Genomic DNA, 16,248 nt, shown 5'->3' with positions numbered 1-16,248 from the left:
AGGTTACCTCGACTTTATTTGCTCAATAATCCGAGCCGCATCTTTGGCTGGGGGCTGGCCGAAAGCACGGGCGTATTCCCTTCCAAACTGTGTGAGGCTTTCGTATCCCACTTCGTGAGCTACCTCTGTGACGCTGTTACCCGCGGAAATCAATAGCGTTCGCGCCTGAAGTAGCCGCACCTGCTTCTGGTGCTACAAGGGGCTGAGCGCTGTTCCGGCTTTGAACTAGCGGTGAAACGCCGAGATGCTCATGGCCGCTTCTCTGGCAAGCGCCTCCATTCTTAAGGGCTGCGCATAGTCGTTACGAATCCGCTGAATGACCTGGTGCACCCGTGCCAGGGCGGTGTCTGGCGTGGCTATGTCGCGCAGCATCTATACCATTGGTCCCTGAAGCACGCGGTAAAGAATCTCGCGCTCGTAGGCGGGTGCCAGCGCAGGAATGTCGGCAGGTTGCTTCATCAAGCGCAACATGCGCACCCAAGCATCGAGTAGTTCTGGTGTCACCGCTGCCACGGGAAAACCTGTTTCATATTCGGCACTGTTGCCAGTATTAGGCAGTTCCGAGATTAGGCCTGCCAGTAGAGTGGCATCCAAGGATAGGCTCACGGCCAGGTAGGGCGCTCCAGCCTCGCTACTACGCACTACACCGGCTGCTGGCAGATCAACTGACATCACAAAATAGATCGCGGGATCGTAGTGCAGGGTTGGGTGCACGTGCTGGCGCCGTTCAAAGCCGGTCAATATTCGCGGCCGCAAAACGAACGCCTCGGCAGCCACTGACTCGGCCAACTGGCGAAAGGTGTTAACACGCGTGCCCACTACGGGATGTGCATCCTTGGAAACTTTGCGCTCAAGTGCGGCCGCGAGTTCCGCCTTACTCATTGAGGAGCGCCCCGCGATCTCTTGTTGCTGGGCCTGCTTATACAATGCGTTGCGTGTTTGTTCCGGTTCCTGAGTCATGGGTTATCACTTCCTTGCCTTGCTCAATCATGATTACTTTCTAAAATAAACTTGAGCTGCATAGATCGTGTGTAAGCCTTGCCTCATTCATGCAGAAGGCATTGCCTGTTTCCAAGTCTGCATGCCCAATCTCGCTGGCGGCTTAGCGCTTAAACATGGCTTTGAATATATCCAATTTCGCATGTCGACCCGTTTTAGCCTAGCAGCGCTTTTGCACTCTCGTCGGCTCGGAGCCGTCTCGCTCATCCTTGAACAACCTGCTTGTTACACTTCCTGCTGGTGAGCAGCCGACCGAACGAATGCGGTGGGAGATTGGCCGAGCACCTTGCGAAACATGCTGGAGAAAGCGGCAGGGCTGTCATAGCCAAGTTCCAGCGCCGTTTGGGTAACGGAGCTGCCGGATAGCAGCCTTGGAATCGCCGCCATCAGGCAAGCTTGTTGGCGCCATACACCAAAGGAGAGTCCGGTCTGCTGACGGAACAGGCGATTAAAGGTGCGCTGACTGCGATTCAATTGCCGGGCCCACTTTTCGGGAAGGCTGTGAATGTTCGGCTGGCCGAGAAAGTCTCGGCACAATGTGGCCAGTGGGGGGTATTGCGGTAGGGGCGCAAATAGGGGCAGCGATGTAGCCAACTGAAGCTCGTGCAGAAGAAGTTTTGCCAGGGCACCATCGCGGCCGTTTTCATCATAGAGAGCGGGTACGCTGGCGGAGGCGAGCAGTAAGTGATGCAAGAGGGGCGTCACGACCAGCACCTCGCAGTTTCGAGATAAGCATGGAGCCGCGTGGGGCTCGATATAAAGACTCCGGGTGCTCACCCCGTTCATGCGCACTTGGTGCCGCTTGCCCGCCGGCAGCCAGACGCCGCTATAGGGCGGCACCATCCAGGTGCCGTCATCCGTATTAACTTCCATCACGCCGGTCATGCCATAGAGAAACTGGGCTCGGCGATGGGTATGAAAGTCGAGGAGGGTGCCGGAGCGGTAGTCAGTGCCGATGGCCACCACGGGCCTTGCTACATGATCCACATCTGAAAGAAGCGTATTGAGCATTAGCGTGAACCTGGCTGAAACGCGTTGATAGTTGTCCGAATGACGAATGTCGGCCAACTTCCGCCAGCATATAGTGCCTGCTGTTTGGTTTCATCAGGAGAGTGCCGGTGTACAGCGTATTGCTACTTTGTGGCGGGTTGGCGGGAGTGACCACCGTGTTATTCGGTTTCGGTGGTGGGTTTGTGGTAGTTCCCTTGCTGTATATTCTGCTGATTTCCGTCCATGGGGCCGATAGTGGTATCGGTCCGGCGGCCATGCATATCGCGGTGGCCACCTCGACGGCGTTGATGGTGTTTGCGGCTTCCCTGTCGACATGGCGCCACCATCTAAGACAAACCGTGCAATGGCACTTGGTGCGTCCGCTGGTGGGCTATATCGCCGTGGGCGCTGTGCTTGGTGCGGCGGCTGCCGTGTCGTTGAGCGGGGAGTGGGTGCGCTGGGCGTTTATCGGCTATCTGGCTATTACGATTGCGGATGCCGTTCTGCGGCCCGGTTTTCTGCATCAGTCAGGGAGGGATGTGCGTCCTATGGGGCGTGGGGTAACGGCGATGACGGGGACATTGATTGGTGCGGTGGCCGCCTTGCTGGGCGTTGGCGGCAGCGTGATGACCGTACCGCTCATGCGCCGTAGAGGCGCGAGTATGACGGCAGCCACCGCCATGGCCAATCCGTTGTCGTTGCCCATGGCGGTGAGTGGCACCGCGACGTATGTGTTGCTGTCGGCAAATCACCCAGCGTTGGGGGACTGGTATGCCGGTTATGTGGATCTGCGCGCCTTGCTGGTACTCGCAGTGGGCTCATGGTTCGGTATCCGCTTGGCGTCGACCTGGATTGGGCACATTCCTGATCGTATTCATGCCAGGGTGTACCTGCTATTGCTGACCATGGTGCTGGTATTGATGGTTGTTGTAGGCTGAAGCGCCCGCTTTTACTTGGCAGGTTTGGTTGACAGAACCATGGTAATACTTGGCTGTATAAATAAACAGTTTTTGTGGCTCGTTTTGAAGATGCTTGTTTTGGCGATGCAAGGTGCTTTATGCAAACCTGGGAGGCAACACTCATGAATGATCGGCAAATACAGATATTCATTAGCGAAGATGGGCAAGCACACCTTGAGGTGACGCTGGAACAAGAGACCATTTGGTTCAAGGTTACACCTTAAACCAACGCCGCCTAACCGAGCGTGGCATAGAGTTTGAGCAGGCAGTAAATTTGCTCAGCCGAACCCTGACCAATCAAGGCTTGGTTTCAACCGAAGGCGAAGCAACTTAATTGTTTGGGCAGGTGCGAGGCGATGGTTTGGCATTCGCATTGGTCACCATTGATCGGGTTGTCTATCATTACGCCCTTTGGCCGCGAGCTTCTATGACCCAATCTAAAACGCCTTTCATTGTGGTGCTGAGCCTGGCAATGACCATGATGCTGGGCCCATTTTCAATGGATACGTATCTGCCAGCCTTTCCGGTTATCGGGGAATCGCTGGGTATTTCTCAGCAGGCGGTATCGCTAAGCGTTTCCGTGTATGTATTCGCGATGGCGTTGGGGCAGTTGATCGGCGGAGCGCTTTCCGACCGCTTCGGGCGACAGCGGGTGCTGATGAGCGGGCTGGCGATTTTTGCGCTTTCGAGTATTGTCATCGGCATGGCGGATTCCTTGAACATCCTGCTCGGCGGGCGGGCCGTTCAGGCCCTTGGCGCTGGTTTTACTCTGGTATCTGTACCGGCACTGGTGCGCGACCGTGTGGCGGGCCGAGACGCCGCGAAACTGTTCTCGATGATGGGCTTTATCATGGTGTTGGCGCCGGGCATTGCCCCGAGCGTGGGCAGCGCGATTCTATCAATAGGTTCCTGGCACTATATATTTTTCGCTTTGGCGGTATACGCGTTGCTGCTGGTGCCGTTGCTGGTGTGGGTGCTGTTTACCGGCCCGGGCAAGGTGTCTCGAGTGAAAAGTCCCCAGATGAGCCTGTTGGCGCGTTACAAACTGGTGCTGTCGACCAAGCCGGCGCTACCGTTCATTGCCTGGCAAGCCGCATCGTTTTCCACCCTTATGATGTTTATTACTTACGCTTCTTTTATCTATCAGGGACACTTCGGCCAGTCGCCCTCAAGTTTTTCGATGCTGTTTGCGGCTAACATCGTCGCGATGCTTATCTTCAATATTCTCAATCGTGCTCTACTTTCCAGGCTGCCGTCGCTGCGCATTCTTCAGTTGGCAACGGGCTGTCAGGCGGTCGGCATACTCTTGCTGCTGATGGCTGCCTTCATGGACTGGTCAATGTACGCTTTCCTGGCCGCCATGATGCTGACCATCGGCTCGATAGGGGCGATCTCGCCGAATATTCAGGCCTGCTTTTTGGAGTACTTTCCCACCAGTGGTGGAACAGCCGCCGCGCTTCTGGGGGCCGCCCAGTTTGGTGTCGCCGGGTTGTTGAGCGCGTTGTCCGCCATGTTGCCGCATTCGCTTGAAGCGGTCATTCTAGCCATGGCCGCCTGTGGCTTGGTGGCGTATCTGATGCTTGCCCGTTCAATCATTAAAGGGCGTGCCGCTGTCGAGGCGCCCTAGATCAGACGGCAAGCCCTCACGTGTTTGGCCATTAAGGCTGCAAATGCAAACACCCCGCTTTTAAAGGCGGGGTGTTTGCTCTTTACGCTTCTTCAATACCATCAACAATAAACACGCGGTAATTTTTTAGCCTTGAGTAAGCGCGCGGCGTGCTTTAAGCGTGGAAAAAAAGCTCCATAGCATGATAAAGGCAGCAATGGAGAGGATGGTTGCGCTAATAGGCCTATTAATGAAGGTCGCAAAATCACCCGATGAGAGCAGCATGGCGCGGCGGAAGTTGTCCTCCATCATCGGCCCTAGTACAAAACCCAAAATGAGGGGCGCTGCAGGGAAAGCCAGTTTGCGCATTAAAACGCCCAGGGCACCGAAGATCATCACCAGTAGCACATCAAAGGCACTGTTATTGACGCTGTAGGTGCCCAGACAAATGAACATCAATACGACTGGAAACAGCAGATGATAAGGAACGGAAAGCAGGCGCACCCATACTCCAATCAGGGGGACGTTAAGAATGACCAGCATAATATTGCCGATCCAGAAGCTCATGACGAGTCCCCAAAAAAGGCTGGGCTCCTCTGTCATCAAGCCGGGGCCTGGCGTAACGCCATGGATGATGAGCGCTCCTAACATTAATGCCATTGTCGGGCTGCCGGGTATACCCAATGCTAGAGTAGGGATGAACGAGGTTTGGTCAGCTGCGTTATTGGCGGATTCTGGAGCCATGATGCCTTCAATTGTCCCTTTACCAAATCGGCTTGGATCTTTGGATGAGCGCTTTTCCACCGCATAAGCGATAAACGCGGCTAGTGACGGGCCTGTTCCCGGTAAGGCGCCAAAGAATGAGCCAATGCTTGAGCCACGCAACATCGGGAGCCACGAACGTTGCATGTCATCCCGTGTAGGTTTCATGGCGCGTAGCGTCAGGTCAGACGATTTAAAGCGGTTTGCCTTAACACTGCCAACACTAATAATGAGTTCCGCGACCCCAAACACTCCCATGGCAAGCGCTACAAGGCTAATGCCGTCACCGAGTTCTGGGATGCCAAAAGCAAAGCGTTGTGTGCCTGTGTAAACGTCGGTACCGATACTACCCAGGAAAATACCTAGCAGGACCATGACGAACCCTTTGACTGCCGAGCCATCAGCAATACCGGTCGCCGCAATCAGCCCAAGCAGCATTAATGAGAAGTACTCCGCGGGGCCCATGTTCAGTGCATATTGTGCTATCACCGGTGCGAATAGCGTCAGGATGACGATGCCGATGGAGCCGCCAACGAAAGAGGCCACTGTAGTCATAAAGAGGGCAACGGCACCACGGCCTTTTTGCGCCATAGGGTAGCCATCCAAACAGACCACCGCATTGGCAGGCGTGCCTGGCACGTTAAGCAGGATAGACGCCGTGCTGCCACCGTAACTCGTGCCGTACCATATTCCCGCCAGCATTATGAGTGCTGATGTCGCTTCCATATGAAACGTTATGGGAAACAGCATGGAAATGGCGGCTAAAACGCCAATGCCCGGGATAACGCCAAGTAATGTCCCTAAAAACACGCCAACAAAGCAGTAAAACAGATTGCTGAGTGAAAGTGCGGTGTGCAAACCAAGCGAAAGATTGCCAAAAAAGTCCATTAGAATGCCCACCTGAAGATCGGTATGTTCATGCCCAATGCCAAGCGGAAGATCAAAATGGCCACAAGAGTGAGAAAGGCGATGAGTGCCAAAACCGTCTTAATTCGCAACTGCTTATCGGCAAGCGAAGTGATCAGTGTTAACAGGAAAATGGCAGGCACTAAGCCAACCCGTGGTACTGCGAGAGAGAAGACCAAAACTCCGCCGAGGATAGCGCCTAGCGGGCGCCATTCAATGCTAGGCATCGGAAAACGCGGGCGCGATGCACCTCCAATGGAAAGCATTATTCCCAGTAGAGCAGTAATCAACCCTATGCCCATAGGAACCATACCAGGCCCCATGCGCTGAAGTGTCCCCAGGTTATAATGCGTAGAAGCATAGGCGGCAATGATAAGGCCAAGGGCTGCCAGTGCCATTCCCGTAATAATGTCAACGATATCGCGATTTAGCATAATGATGTCTCCCATCATAAGGCCGAGCAAATAAATCAATGCTCGGCCTTAAATGATCACTCCACTGTCACGCCTGAGGTGCTGACGGCTTCAGCCCAACGCTCATGCTCGGCCTGCAAGTAAGCCGCAAGCTCGTCGGCAGAGCCACCTTCCACCGTGCTGCCCTCGTTTTCTATCGTTTCGATCAGGCGCTCATCCTGAAGGGCCTGATTGATAGCAGCGTTAAAGGTTGCGACTACATCGTCGGGAAGACCTGCGGGGCCGACCACTGCTTTCCAGTCGGAGGCTTCAAAACCTTCATAGCCTAACTCGGCTATTGTAGGCACATCAGGGATCGCCGCGTTGCGTTCAGCCGAGGTAACCGCTAACGCTTTTAATGAGCCTGACCGGATATGCGACAATAAACTGGGAAGGCTGGCAGTAACAAAGTCCACATGCCCGCCGATGGCGTCCGTTACCGCTTGGGCCGCACCAGGGTAGGGTATATGCATGAACTTTACGTCTGCTTGGTCGCTAAATACTTCCATTGATAGGTGACTTACCGTGCCAGAGCCGGGTGTACTCATGGACACTTTGCCTGGGTTTTCTCTGGCGGCGGCGACTAACGATTCAAAATGCTCGTAGGCCGAGTTCTGGTTAACGGCCAGTACCATGGGTTGTGAGCTAACTAGCGCAATAGGCGTAAAATCATTTAATGAGTCGTAGGGAATGCTGGCGTACAGCGTGGGGTTAATCGCCATGTTAGACGTTTGCCCCATGCCCATCACCTGCCCATCATTTTTAGCACGCGCGAGTTGCGAAAGGCCGATGTTGCCGCCCGCTCCGCCGCGGTTCTCGATAACAAAGTTCCACCCTTGCTGTTCAGAGAGTTTCTCTGTCAGTATGCGTGAGGCAAAATCCGTACCTCCACCGGCGGAGAAGGGCACAATGAAGTCGATGGATCCTTTGGGATAGGATTGGGCCATTCCTATAGCCGGAAGAATAAGCAATGCAGCGCAGGCGATAGATTTTAAGGCGTTGTTTTTCATAGCGTGTTCCTTATTTATGTTGTCGTACGGCTTATTGTTGTGTGCTGAAGTAACGTTGTATGCTGACGTAGTAGCTAAAGCGGACAGCCTTTCTTACGCAGGATGGAATCGAAGCGCTCGCGGTCGATCTTGCCGGTTTCATTCTGCGCACGTATGCGCGCTTCTTGCTCTGCCTGGGACTGACACAGGCTTAAAAGCGCCTCGGCTTCACTAGCGGGGATAGCGATAACGCCGTCAGCGTCACCCAGAATTAAGTCGCCAGGCATCACTGTCATGCCAGCACATGAAATGGGCGTATTTATCTGGCCAGGGCCGTCCTTGCTGGGGCCACGGTGAACATGGCCGCGGGCGTAAACGGGTAGGACGCCTTCGGCCCATTCAGCGACATCGCGTAGCGCGCCATCAATCACGATGCCACCCAGTTGGCGGGCAATTGCTGTTGTGCGCATCAGGCCCCCGATCACCGCGGTGGAAAGATCGCCGCCCCCGTCGATAACGATAATGTCACCTGGTTGGGCGCGCTGTATGGCGACGTGCACCATGAGATTGTCACCTGGGCGGGTACGCACCGTAATAGCTGTACCACACATGGTGAGCCCAAGGTCGTTGTGATAAGCGTGAAGGCCTACTGCACCCGTATGGCGACCCATTACATCGCCTGCATGAGCGACTGGCACTTGCTTAAAGGCGGTCAGCAGCTTTTGCGTTAGCGTGGTTTGACGTGGTTGAACAGCAAAGCCAGCAGGCCATGTTCCGCCATCAAGAGTCGTGCTCATTGAGTTATCTCCAGTAAGTGTTCGTTGACGATGCGTCCATGCGCAGGGGGATGCCCTGCCAGCAGTGCCAAGGCATTTTCGGCAGCGGCACGGGCAGTCAGTGCTAGCGCTGCATCGCTATTGCCGCCTACATGCGGAGTGAGTACCACTTGGGGTAAGCGCAGAAGAGGATGGTTTTCGGGAGGAGGCTCAATGTTCAAGGTGTCCAGTCCCGCGCCCTTTAGACGGCCAGCCATGATGGCGTCGGCCAGGGCATTCTCATCAATTAGCCCACCGCGTGCGGTATTGATCACAATGGCACCCGAGTGGAGCTTCGCGAGTGCTGCGGCATCAATTAGGTTTTGGGTAGAGGGCAGCAGAGGGCAGTGCAGAGAGAGCACATCGCTACTTGTTAGCAGGTCGTCTAGGCTAGCCGCCTTAAAAATACCGTCTGGCATGGCTTCAAGATCGGGGTCATAGGCGATGACGCGCATACCAATGGCATTGGCCATTCGGGCGACATGGCGGGCGATGGTGCCGCAACCCACCAGTCCCAGCACGCGTCCTGAAAGCTGTAAGCCAGGAGTTTGTCTCGGCCATTCTCCGGCACTGATACGTTGGCCCAGATCCGAGACATTACGCGCCGCGGTGATCATCAGGCCAATGGCTAACTCAGCGACCGACTGCGCATTGGTATCACTGACGACTGTTACAGGAATGCCCAGTTCAGCCGCTGCTTGAATATCTACTGCATCATGGCCTACGCCGTGACGGGATATCGTGCGTAGCCCTTGGCAGGATGCAATGGCTGCTTTGTTCAGTGTGAGCGTGCGTGCGATGACGGCGTCGATAGGCTGGCTGGCCATTACCTTACTCAGGCTATCTTCTTCCCCTTTGGGGATGAATAGCAGGCGGCAACCTGCTCGTTCTAGCACTTCACGGCCTTCGTCAGCCAGGCGTGGAGCCGTCACCAGAATTGTATAACTCATGGCTGGCCGCCCTCCTGTTCAACACTACGGGGAGCATGGCCGGTATAGGTCCAGGTTTCAGTACGGGGGAGTGGGCCTTTATTGCGCTCGGGTCGCTGCATCTGTTCCCAGGCATGGCTCATGATGCCTACCGAGCGAGATAGCACAAACAGGCCACGGCATAGCGCTGGTGGAAACCCCAGTGCCGCATAAATAGCGCCGGTTGCGCCATCTACATTCATGGGAATTACACGGCTGCGGCCTTGGGATATCTGGCGCTCAACTTCTTCTGCAATATCGGCAAAATGCGTATTGATGCTGTTGTCGGCAGTGGCGCGTAGAATCTCCATCAATTTCGGAGCACGCGGGTCTTTGGGATGGAAGCGATGTCCGAATCCTGGGATATAGCGCACGCCACGTTCTTTAAGCTTGGCAAGCTCGGTATGGGTGGCAGAGGTAATATCATCACCAGCTTCACAGCGTGCCTGGATAGCGTTGTATAGCGCCACGCACTGCTCGCCCGCACCACCATGTACATCGCCTAGCACGTTGGCTGCAGAAGCCATGGCGTTGTTGATGCCTACTCCACAGGTGGATGCAATGCGCGCAATGGCAATAGACGGCGCTTGCGGGCCGTGGTCAATGGCGCTCATCAGTACCGTGCTTAACAGAGACGCCTGGGCTGCACTGGGTAGATCGCCGCGTAGCATCAACCAGATCATTTCCGGGAAGCCGACCTTGCCAATCAGATCCTCAATGGCGTAGCCGTGGTAGCGAATTATACCGGGGGACATTTCTATGATGTCGGTAGACCACCAGTCTTCCCCGGCGGTACGGCGGTTCTCTTCATTCATTTTTCCGTCTCTTTGGTTGTTATGTCTGGATGAGTGAAGGCGGCGCGTGCGGCAGCGTCATAGCCGAGCTCTGCAAGAATCGCATCGGTGTCCTGCCCCAATGTGGGAGGCGGGGTTTTGGGTTCAGGGTCGCCGCTGCCCAGGCGAAAACCTGAGCGCACGACTGAAAGGTTCGTCTGGCCGATAATATTTGGGAAAGTACGTGTTAATTCGCGTTCTTTTACTTGGGGGTGGCGAAGCGCCTGGGGAACGGTGAGCACTTCTCCTGCGGGTATGCCATGGGCATTCATGCGTGTTGCCCACTGCTCGGCAGAGGCGGTTTGTAAGGCGGTTTCCAGCTCGGTGGTTAGAGCGTTACGATGACGCTTGCGCTCTTCGCGCAATTGAAACCGTGGATCGGATACCAAATCCATGCGCTCTATCAACTGGCACAGAATCTCGAACTGTTCCTGCTTATTGGCAGCGATATTCAACAAACCATCACCAGTGCGGAAAGTGCCGGATGGGGCCGCCGTTGTATTTTGGTTTCCCATAGGCAGTGGCTCGATGCCGCACGTCAGCCAGTTGGACACCACCCAACCCATGGTGCCCATCATGGATTCCAGCATGGATACATCAATAACCTCGCCGTGCCCGGTTGTATGCCGCCCGACCAGAGCGCTGGAAATGGCGAAGGCTGCGGTCATACCACCGATAGTGTCGCAAACGGGATAGCCAACGCGCAGCGGTGCAGACGTTTCATCGCCTGTCACACTCATTACGCCGGAAAGACCCTGGATGATCTGATCGTAAGCAGGGTTCTTTGCCAGCGGGCCGGTTTGTCCAAACCCTGAAATAGCACAGTAGATCAGGCGTGGATTAAGTGCTTGAAGGCTCTCATAACCAAGACCAAGCCGGTCCATTACGCCAGGGCGAAAGTTTTCGACTAGTACATCGGCGGTTTGCACCAGCTTGCGAAAAGCCTGCTTGCCTTGATCGGACTTTAGATTGAGCTCAATGGAGCGTTTGCCCGCATTTTGGGCGAGAAATGAAACGCCCATTAGCTGGGCATTTAGTTCGGGGTCGGCTCCTAACTGGCGGGCCAAATCTCCACTGCCGGGCTGCTCAACTTTGATGACATCGGCACCTTGCTGAGCTAGCTGATAGCAGCAGTAAGGACCAGCAAGTACATTGGTTAGATCCAGTACCCGAATTATTTTTAACAATTCAGACATGGAGATTGCCGGAAGCTGTAACGTTGATAAACACCATAATGGTTCCTTTTTGTTCTATCAGGCATAATGGTGTTCTTTATGGCAGAACGTTTTTTGCATGTCAAATATGTTCTATTTTAAAATTTATGTGTTCTGTCAGGTAGAACTAAATGCGAATGGAGGTGTAGCTTGGTCCAAAAGCAAAATCGAGTAGAAGCTGTTGAGCGTGCTTTAACGATCCTGGAAGCGTTTACGGATCAGGAGAGATCGCTATCGCTCGTTACGTTAGCGGAGCGTACCGGGCTGTATAAAAGCACTATTCTTCGGCTGATAGGATCTTTGGAGCGCTTTGGCTATATCGTGCGTGAAGGCGATGGCACCTATGCTTTAGGACCCAGCCTGTGGCGGCTAGGGAATCTATTCCGCCATACCGGCGATATGGGTGAGCTGATTCGCCCACAGCTGGCTCACCTGGTAGAGCAAACTCAGGAAACGGCATCGTTCTTTATCCGCTTGGGTAGCCAGCGCATGTGCCTTTATCGGCTTAACTCGCCAAAGCCTGCTCGGCATCATCTGGATGAAGGCGCGCTACTACCTATCGACCGGGGTGCGACAGGCCGCGTTCTTTTAGCGTTTAGTGGGGAAGAAGGCGCGTTCTATGACGATATTCGTACCAAAGGCTATGCCTTCTCGAAGGGCGAGCGAGACCCGGATGTTGCTGCCATAGCACTGCCGGCACTCGACCGACATGGAGTGATGCGCGGCGCAATATCCGTTTCTGCATTAATCACCCGGCTAACCGATGAAAAAGTCGAAGCAACAGTCGCACTACTCCAAGCGAGCTGTGACGCCTTGCGTGAGACCATGCCTTAGATAGTGAAGGGGGCCTGCTCTTTGGCTTCTTGCTGTGATAGACAAAAAGATATTCAGGCTATCGTTTGAAGCGAAATTTTTTGGGTAGAAAGTAAAGAAAATAGTAACGTTAGTAACAGGAAGGGCCATTCGTTAAACCACGAATGGCCCTTCCTGTTACTAAGCGTTATTGCCAAAAGGCTTTAGGCCTCTTCAACCCCCTCAACAATAAATACGCGATAATCAGCCCTTTGGAAACGGTGCTTGCGTGCTTCCTGGTAGGCGGGGCTTTGGTACCAGGCGCGGGCGGCGGCCATATCGGAAAAGCGCAGAATCACGGCGCCTTCCATTGAGCTGCCTTCCATTACTTCAACGTCGCCGTAGAAGGCGAGCGGTTGCGGGGCGTGGCCTTCGCGCGCCGCTTTGGCCTTTGTGGCGTATTGCTCCATTTCCTGGGCGTCGTGAGTGTGCTCTCGGGTGAGTACGACATAAGCGGGCATTACATTATCCTTACATAGCGGTTAGTGCTGCTCGGGGTCAGGCTCGATCACGATTTCTTGCTCTAGCCGCTTTTCTTCTAGCGTTGCCAAAGCAATTTGGTAGCAATCTTCGATATGGCGGTTGCCTATGTACTTCATGGATGTGAAGCTAATACCGCCAGCCACAGCGCTGCCGATGAAAGGTACGAACTTGGTCGTCCCTTTGGCGACCATCTTGACACCCATCTTTTGAAGCAGCGATATAACCAGTTGTTTCGTGATGTACTTCCCTGCCATCTTGCTGCCTACATTGGAGATCGCCGTCATTACCATTATCTTGGACTCTGTATCCAAGTTTTCGATCTGCTCAGGCGTTAAACCAAATTTATCATTAATCTTCGGAATGAGTCTTAACAGCAGGGTCACGTCCGACCCCAAATCCAGGCCCGGAATGGGAATGACGGCAGCGCCCGCTGAAAGTGTTGAGCTCTTCGTTACCATTGAGTAACAGGATTTTTTAACTTTTTCGAGCTCTTTTAATGATTCGATCATATAAGGCCCTCTGTAAAGAAACAGCGTGGATGATCATCCGTTACTGCGATTTTTTCCATCGGGAAAAGCAGCAGCCATTCCAGCTGCCGCCTTATTCATCCCGCTAGAGAATAGCGTTACTCATTACCGTCGTACGTCACGCGCCAAATGGCATTCGTTAGGTCATCAGCGATAATAAGGGCGCCCGCAGGGTCAATGGTGACACCCACCGGCCTACCGCGGGTTTGGCCATCTTCAGTGAGAAAGCCGAAAACGAAATCAATCGGGTCGCCGGAAGGACTGCCGTCACTGAAGGGTACAAAGACTACCTTGTAGCCAACCGGATCTGAGCTGTTCCAGCTGCCGTGTTCGCCGACAAATGCGCCCTCAGCGAACTCATCACCCATTTCAGGCGTTGAGAAAGTAACGCCAAGTGGTGCTCTGTGCGAGCCAAGGCTGTAGTCCGGCGCAATCGCGGATGCCACTTTGTCGGGGTCTTGCGGCTGAACGCGTGTATCGACGTTCTGCCCCCAATAGCTGTAAGGCCAGCCATAGAAGCCGCCTTCTTGAATGGAGGTGAGATAGTCAGGCACTAGATCCGGGCCGAGTTCATCGCGCTCGTTCGCCACTGCCCAAAGCTGATTGGTCTCTGGCTGAATGGTCAGCGCCGTGGGGTTGCGCACGCCGGTAGCGTAAGCGCGGTGAGCGCCGGTTTGCGCGTTAATTTCCCAGATTTCAGCGCGGTCGACCTCGGCTTCCATGCCTCGCTCGGTGATATTGCTATTGGAGCCAATACCAACATAAAGAAAGCGCCCGTTAGCGCTGGCGGTCAGTGATTTGGTCCAGTGGTGATTAATTGCCGACGGAAGCAGCGTCACTACGTCTGGCGGGCCGCTGGCTTCGGTCTGGCCTTCCTCATAGTCGAAACGGACTAGCGCATCTTGGTTGGCGACGTAAAGATTGTCATCCACCAATGCTAGCCCGTAAGGCGCATTGAGATTCTCGGCAAACACCGTTTGCTCTTCATAGGTGCCGTCACCGTCAGCGTCACGCAGCAGCGTTAGCCGATTACCGCTCTCAACCGAGGTGGTCCCGCGTGCCTGAATTAAACCAGCGATGAAATCCTTCGGCCTTGATTTTGGTGCTTCACCGCCGCCTTTGCCTTCTGCCACCAGAATGTCGCCATTAGGTAGCACGATAGTCTGGCGCGGTACTTTTAGGTCGGTGGCGATCGCCGTGATCGAATAGCCTTCGGGTACGATGGGCTGCTGATCGCCCCATTCTGCTTGTTCAGGCACGGTCATGCTGGGCAACAGCCCGCGCTGCGGCTCGGGTAGCGTCGGGTTAGCGCCATACGGCTGTTCCGATTGAGCGACGCTGCTGCCGCTCGCTCCCAGCAATACCGAGAGAGTGCTGACATAAACGAGATTAGACACTTTCATGGCTTACCCTCGGCGCGGAGGCGTGAAAAACCGACCCAAGTCGCCGCGCAGGCTAACACGGTAACAACGATCGAAAGAGTTAGGCCGGTGGGCATCATGGCCCAGGCATCGCGTGCATGAACCAGCGCGTTAATGAAGCCAACGAACCACGTGACCAGCAACAGGGCAGCGTAAATCAGCGAAAGGCCACGACGTCCGTCAGCACTGAACAGGCCAATAAGAGCGGCGAGCAACGCAAAGCCGTTGAAAACGAGCCCTCCTGCAATAAGCCAGGAAGAAAAGATGCTCCACTGTATATGGAAGCTCGATGAGTAGGCGTAATCGCTCAGCGCGGCGCCCAGAAAAAGGGGAATCATCCCGGCAAGCAGTACGGCATGAAGCGGATGTAACCCGCGTCGATAAGTGCGGTCGGCGGTGGCTATCACGGCAATCTCCTTATGCTGATCAAGCTAATGGATTGACCTGAAATGTTGGCTGTTCGTGCCAAAACACATCAGTGAACGACATCATATTCGTTAGTGCGCAGTATAGTTGACGTGGCGCGTCTTGCCCAAGGTTGAAGCAATGCCGTGCCTTCAAGTTTACTGCTGGCGCAGCACTACCACACCTGCCGTTAATATCATGCCTATTCCCACCCAGGCCTGCCATGACAGGCGCTCGCCTGCACTAAAGATAGCCAGCACGGCAATAAATAAGAGCGTGGTATAAATAGCGGCAGCTGCTACCGACAGTGGAATAAGCGGTAGCGCGGCGTAATAAGCAATCCACATAAACAGCAAAAGCAGGCTTCTGATCGCGACCCACCGCAGTGATTTAATGCGGGGTCTCGGCCCAGAAGGGCCAATCAACAACCCTCCTAATACCGGCAGTGAGAGCAGCGATGCGATGACATAAAGCTGCCATAACGACATGCTGTCACTGAGATACTTAACTAACGCGTCGGTTAACGCGAGCAGAAAAACCGCCCCCACAATCAGCATGATTCCTTGTGGAATATTATCTTCTCTGGTTATAACAGGCTTTATTACAGCATTCCGAGTATGAGTTCTATACTAGAATGCGCTTGCGGCTATCAATGCTTCAAACGACTTTTGAATTGCGATACATGAGCTCAGATTATGGATAAATATATCAAGTCTCTTCCGCCGCTTGCGACCCTTAGACCCTTTGAGGCCGCAGCACGGCTTGATAGGCGCGGCGTGATTAATCGGGTAGTCGTGCAATAACTTTGATTTCAAAGTCGAATCCTGCCAGCCAGGTCACGCCAATGGCCGTCCAGTTTGGGTAGGGCTTGTCTGGAAACGCACGCGCTTTGACTTCCAGCCAGGTGGCAAACTGAGCTTCGGGGTCGGTATGGAAGCTCGTCACATCGACGATATCCTCGAAGCTTGCACCGGCCGCTTCTAGAATGCCCTGTAGGTTATCGAAAGCGAGCTGTACCTGAGTGGCAAAGTCCGGCTCGGGCGAGCCGTCTTCACGGCTGCCGACCT

The 16,248-nt window shown here is 54.4% G+C and carries 20 protein-coding genes; 3 read left to right on the top strand and 17 right to left on the bottom strand.

Going from position 1 to position 16,248, the window contains the following annotated elements:
• Positions 1-3: 3 nt before the first annotated feature.
• From ACTH5D_RS07470 to ACTH5D_RS07455, 4 genes are all read right to left on the bottom strand, one after another.
• Entirely contained in the window at positions 4-180 is a 177-nt protein-coding gene (locus ACTH5D_RS07470) for a helix-turn-helix domain-containing protein (protein ID WP_441669790.1), read from the bottom strand.
• Between the two features lie 45 nt (positions 181-225).
• Positions 226-372 (bottom strand): hypothetical protein, encoded by a 147-nt coding sequence (locus ACTH5D_RS07465; protein WP_441669788.1) that lies wholly within the window; start codon positions 370-372, stop codon positions 226-228.
• Complete coding sequence (locus ACTH5D_RS07460) at positions 373-960, bottom strand: AraC family transcriptional regulator (RefSeq protein WP_441669786.1); 588 nt, start codon at positions 958-960, stop codon at positions 373-375. It lies immediately after the preceding gene.
• 264 nt (positions 961-1,224) lie between these two features.
• Positions 1,225-2,010 (bottom strand): AraC family transcriptional regulator, encoded by a 786-nt coding sequence (locus ACTH5D_RS07455; protein WP_441669784.1) that lies wholly within the window; start codon positions 2,008-2,010, stop codon positions 1,225-1,227.
• Between the two features lie 107 nt (positions 2,011-2,117).
• Between ACTH5D_RS07455 and ACTH5D_RS07450 the strand changes: the two genes are divergently transcribed.
• Entirely contained in the window at positions 2,118-2,927 is an 810-nt protein-coding gene (locus ACTH5D_RS07450; protein WP_441669782.1) for a sulfite exporter TauE/SafE family protein, read from the top strand.
• Positions 2,928-3,375: 448 nt separating this feature from the next.
• Positions 3,376-4,575 (top strand): Bcr/CflA family efflux MFS transporter, encoded by a 1,200-nt coding sequence (locus ACTH5D_RS07445; RefSeq protein ID WP_441669780.1) that lies wholly within the window; start codon positions 3,376-3,378, stop codon positions 4,573-4,575.
• Positions 4,576-4,701: 126 nt separating this feature from the next.
• Here ACTH5D_RS07445 and ACTH5D_RS07440 read toward each other — a convergent pair whose 3' ends face one another.
• The 7 genes from ACTH5D_RS07440 to ACTH5D_RS07410 all read right to left on the bottom strand — a co-directional run bounded on the left by ACTH5D_RS07440 (position 4,702) and on the right by ACTH5D_RS07410 (position 11,475).
• Positions 4,702-6,204 carry a tripartite tricarboxylate transporter permease gene (locus ACTH5D_RS07440; protein WP_441669778.1) on the bottom strand — a complete coding sequence of 501 codons (1,503 nt, stop codon included), beginning with the start codon at positions 6,202-6,204 and terminating at the stop codon, positions 4,702-4,704.
• The gene (locus ACTH5D_RS07435; protein WP_441669776.1) at positions 6,204-6,656 is read right to left on the bottom strand and encodes a tripartite tricarboxylate transporter TctB family protein; all 453 of its coding nucleotides are present in this window, start codon (positions 6,654-6,656) and stop codon (positions 6,204-6,206) included. Before ACTH5D_RS07435 ends, ACTH5D_RS07440 begins: the two co-directional genes overlap by 1 nt.
• 56 nt (positions 6,657-6,712) lie before the next feature.
• A complete protein-coding gene (locus ACTH5D_RS07430; RefSeq protein ID WP_441669774.1) occupies positions 6,713-7,684 on the bottom strand; it encodes a Bug family tripartite tricarboxylate transporter substrate binding protein in 972 nt (323 codons plus the stop codon).
• Between the two features lie 74 nt (positions 7,685-7,758).
• A complete protein-coding gene (locus ACTH5D_RS07425) occupies positions 7,759-8,460 on the bottom strand; it encodes an RraA family protein (protein ID WP_441669772.1) in 702 nt (233 codons plus the stop codon).
• Complete coding sequence (locus ACTH5D_RS07420; RefSeq protein ID WP_441669770.1) at positions 8,457-9,428, bottom strand: hydroxyacid dehydrogenase; 972 nt, start codon at positions 9,426-9,428, stop codon at positions 8,457-8,459. The genes ACTH5D_RS07425 and ACTH5D_RS07420 overlap by 4 nt, the downstream gene beginning before the upstream one ends.
• Positions 9,425-10,261 (bottom strand): citryl-CoA lyase, encoded by an 837-nt coding sequence (locus ACTH5D_RS07415; protein WP_441669768.1) that lies wholly within the window; start codon positions 10,259-10,261, stop codon positions 9,425-9,427. The genes ACTH5D_RS07420 and ACTH5D_RS07415 overlap by 4 nt, the downstream gene beginning before the upstream one ends.
• A complete protein-coding gene (locus tag ACTH5D_RS07410) occupies positions 10,258-11,475 on the bottom strand; it encodes a CaiB/BaiF CoA transferase family protein (protein WP_441669766.1) in 1,218 nt (405 codons plus the stop codon). Before ACTH5D_RS07410 ends, ACTH5D_RS07415 begins: the two co-directional genes overlap by 4 nt.
• A 168-nt stretch (positions 11,476-11,643) precedes the next feature.
• Between ACTH5D_RS07410 and ACTH5D_RS07405 the strand changes: the two genes are divergently transcribed.
• Positions 11,644-12,327, top strand: coding sequence for an IclR family transcriptional regulator (locus ACTH5D_RS07405; RefSeq protein WP_441669764.1), 684 nt, complete (start codon positions 11,644-11,646; stop codon positions 12,325-12,327).
• A gap of 182 nt (positions 12,328-12,509) precedes the next feature.
• Here the strand turns inward: ACTH5D_RS07405 and ACTH5D_RS07400 are convergent, their stop codons facing one another.
• The 6 genes from ACTH5D_RS07400 to ACTH5D_RS07375 all read right to left on the bottom strand — a co-directional run.
• Positions 12,510-12,806: a DUF1330 domain-containing protein gene (locus ACTH5D_RS07400; RefSeq protein ID WP_441669762.1), complete on the bottom strand. Its 297-nt coding sequence runs from the start codon at positions 12,804-12,806 to the stop codon at positions 12,510-12,512.
• Between the two features lie 21 nt (positions 12,807-12,827).
• Positions 12,828-13,337: a hypothetical protein gene (locus ACTH5D_RS07395; protein ID WP_441669760.1), complete on the bottom strand. Its 510-nt coding sequence runs from the start codon at positions 13,335-13,337 to the stop codon at positions 12,828-12,830.
• A gap of 116 nt (positions 13,338-13,453) precedes the next feature.
• Positions 13,454-14,758, bottom strand: coding sequence for a PQQ-dependent sugar dehydrogenase (locus ACTH5D_RS07390; RefSeq protein WP_441669758.1), 1,305 nt, complete (start codon positions 14,756-14,758; stop codon positions 13,454-13,456).
• Complete coding sequence (locus ACTH5D_RS07385) at positions 14,755-15,183, bottom strand: DUF2231 domain-containing protein (RefSeq protein ID WP_441669756.1); 429 nt, start codon at positions 15,181-15,183, stop codon at positions 14,755-14,757. The genes ACTH5D_RS07390 and ACTH5D_RS07385 overlap by 4 nt, the downstream gene beginning before the upstream one ends.
• Before the next feature lie 156 nt (positions 15,184-15,339).
• The gene (locus ACTH5D_RS07380) at positions 15,340-15,738 is read right to left on the bottom strand and encodes an EamA family transporter (RefSeq protein ID WP_441669754.1); all 399 of its coding nucleotides are present in this window, start codon (positions 15,736-15,738) and stop codon (positions 15,340-15,342) included.
• 223 nt (positions 15,739-15,961) lie between these two features.
• On the bottom strand, positions 15,962-16,248 hold a 287-nt coding region (locus tag ACTH5D_RS07375; RefSeq protein WP_441669752.1), incomplete at its 5' end, for a RidA family protein.

Source organism: Halomonas sp., assembly GCF_052095695.1.
Taxonomy (GTDB): domain Bacteria; phylum Pseudomonadota; class Gammaproteobacteria; order Pseudomonadales; family Halomonadaceae; genus Vreelandella.
Note: the sequence above shows the minus strand (reverse complement) of the source record. Positions and strands in the feature narration are given on the sequence as shown.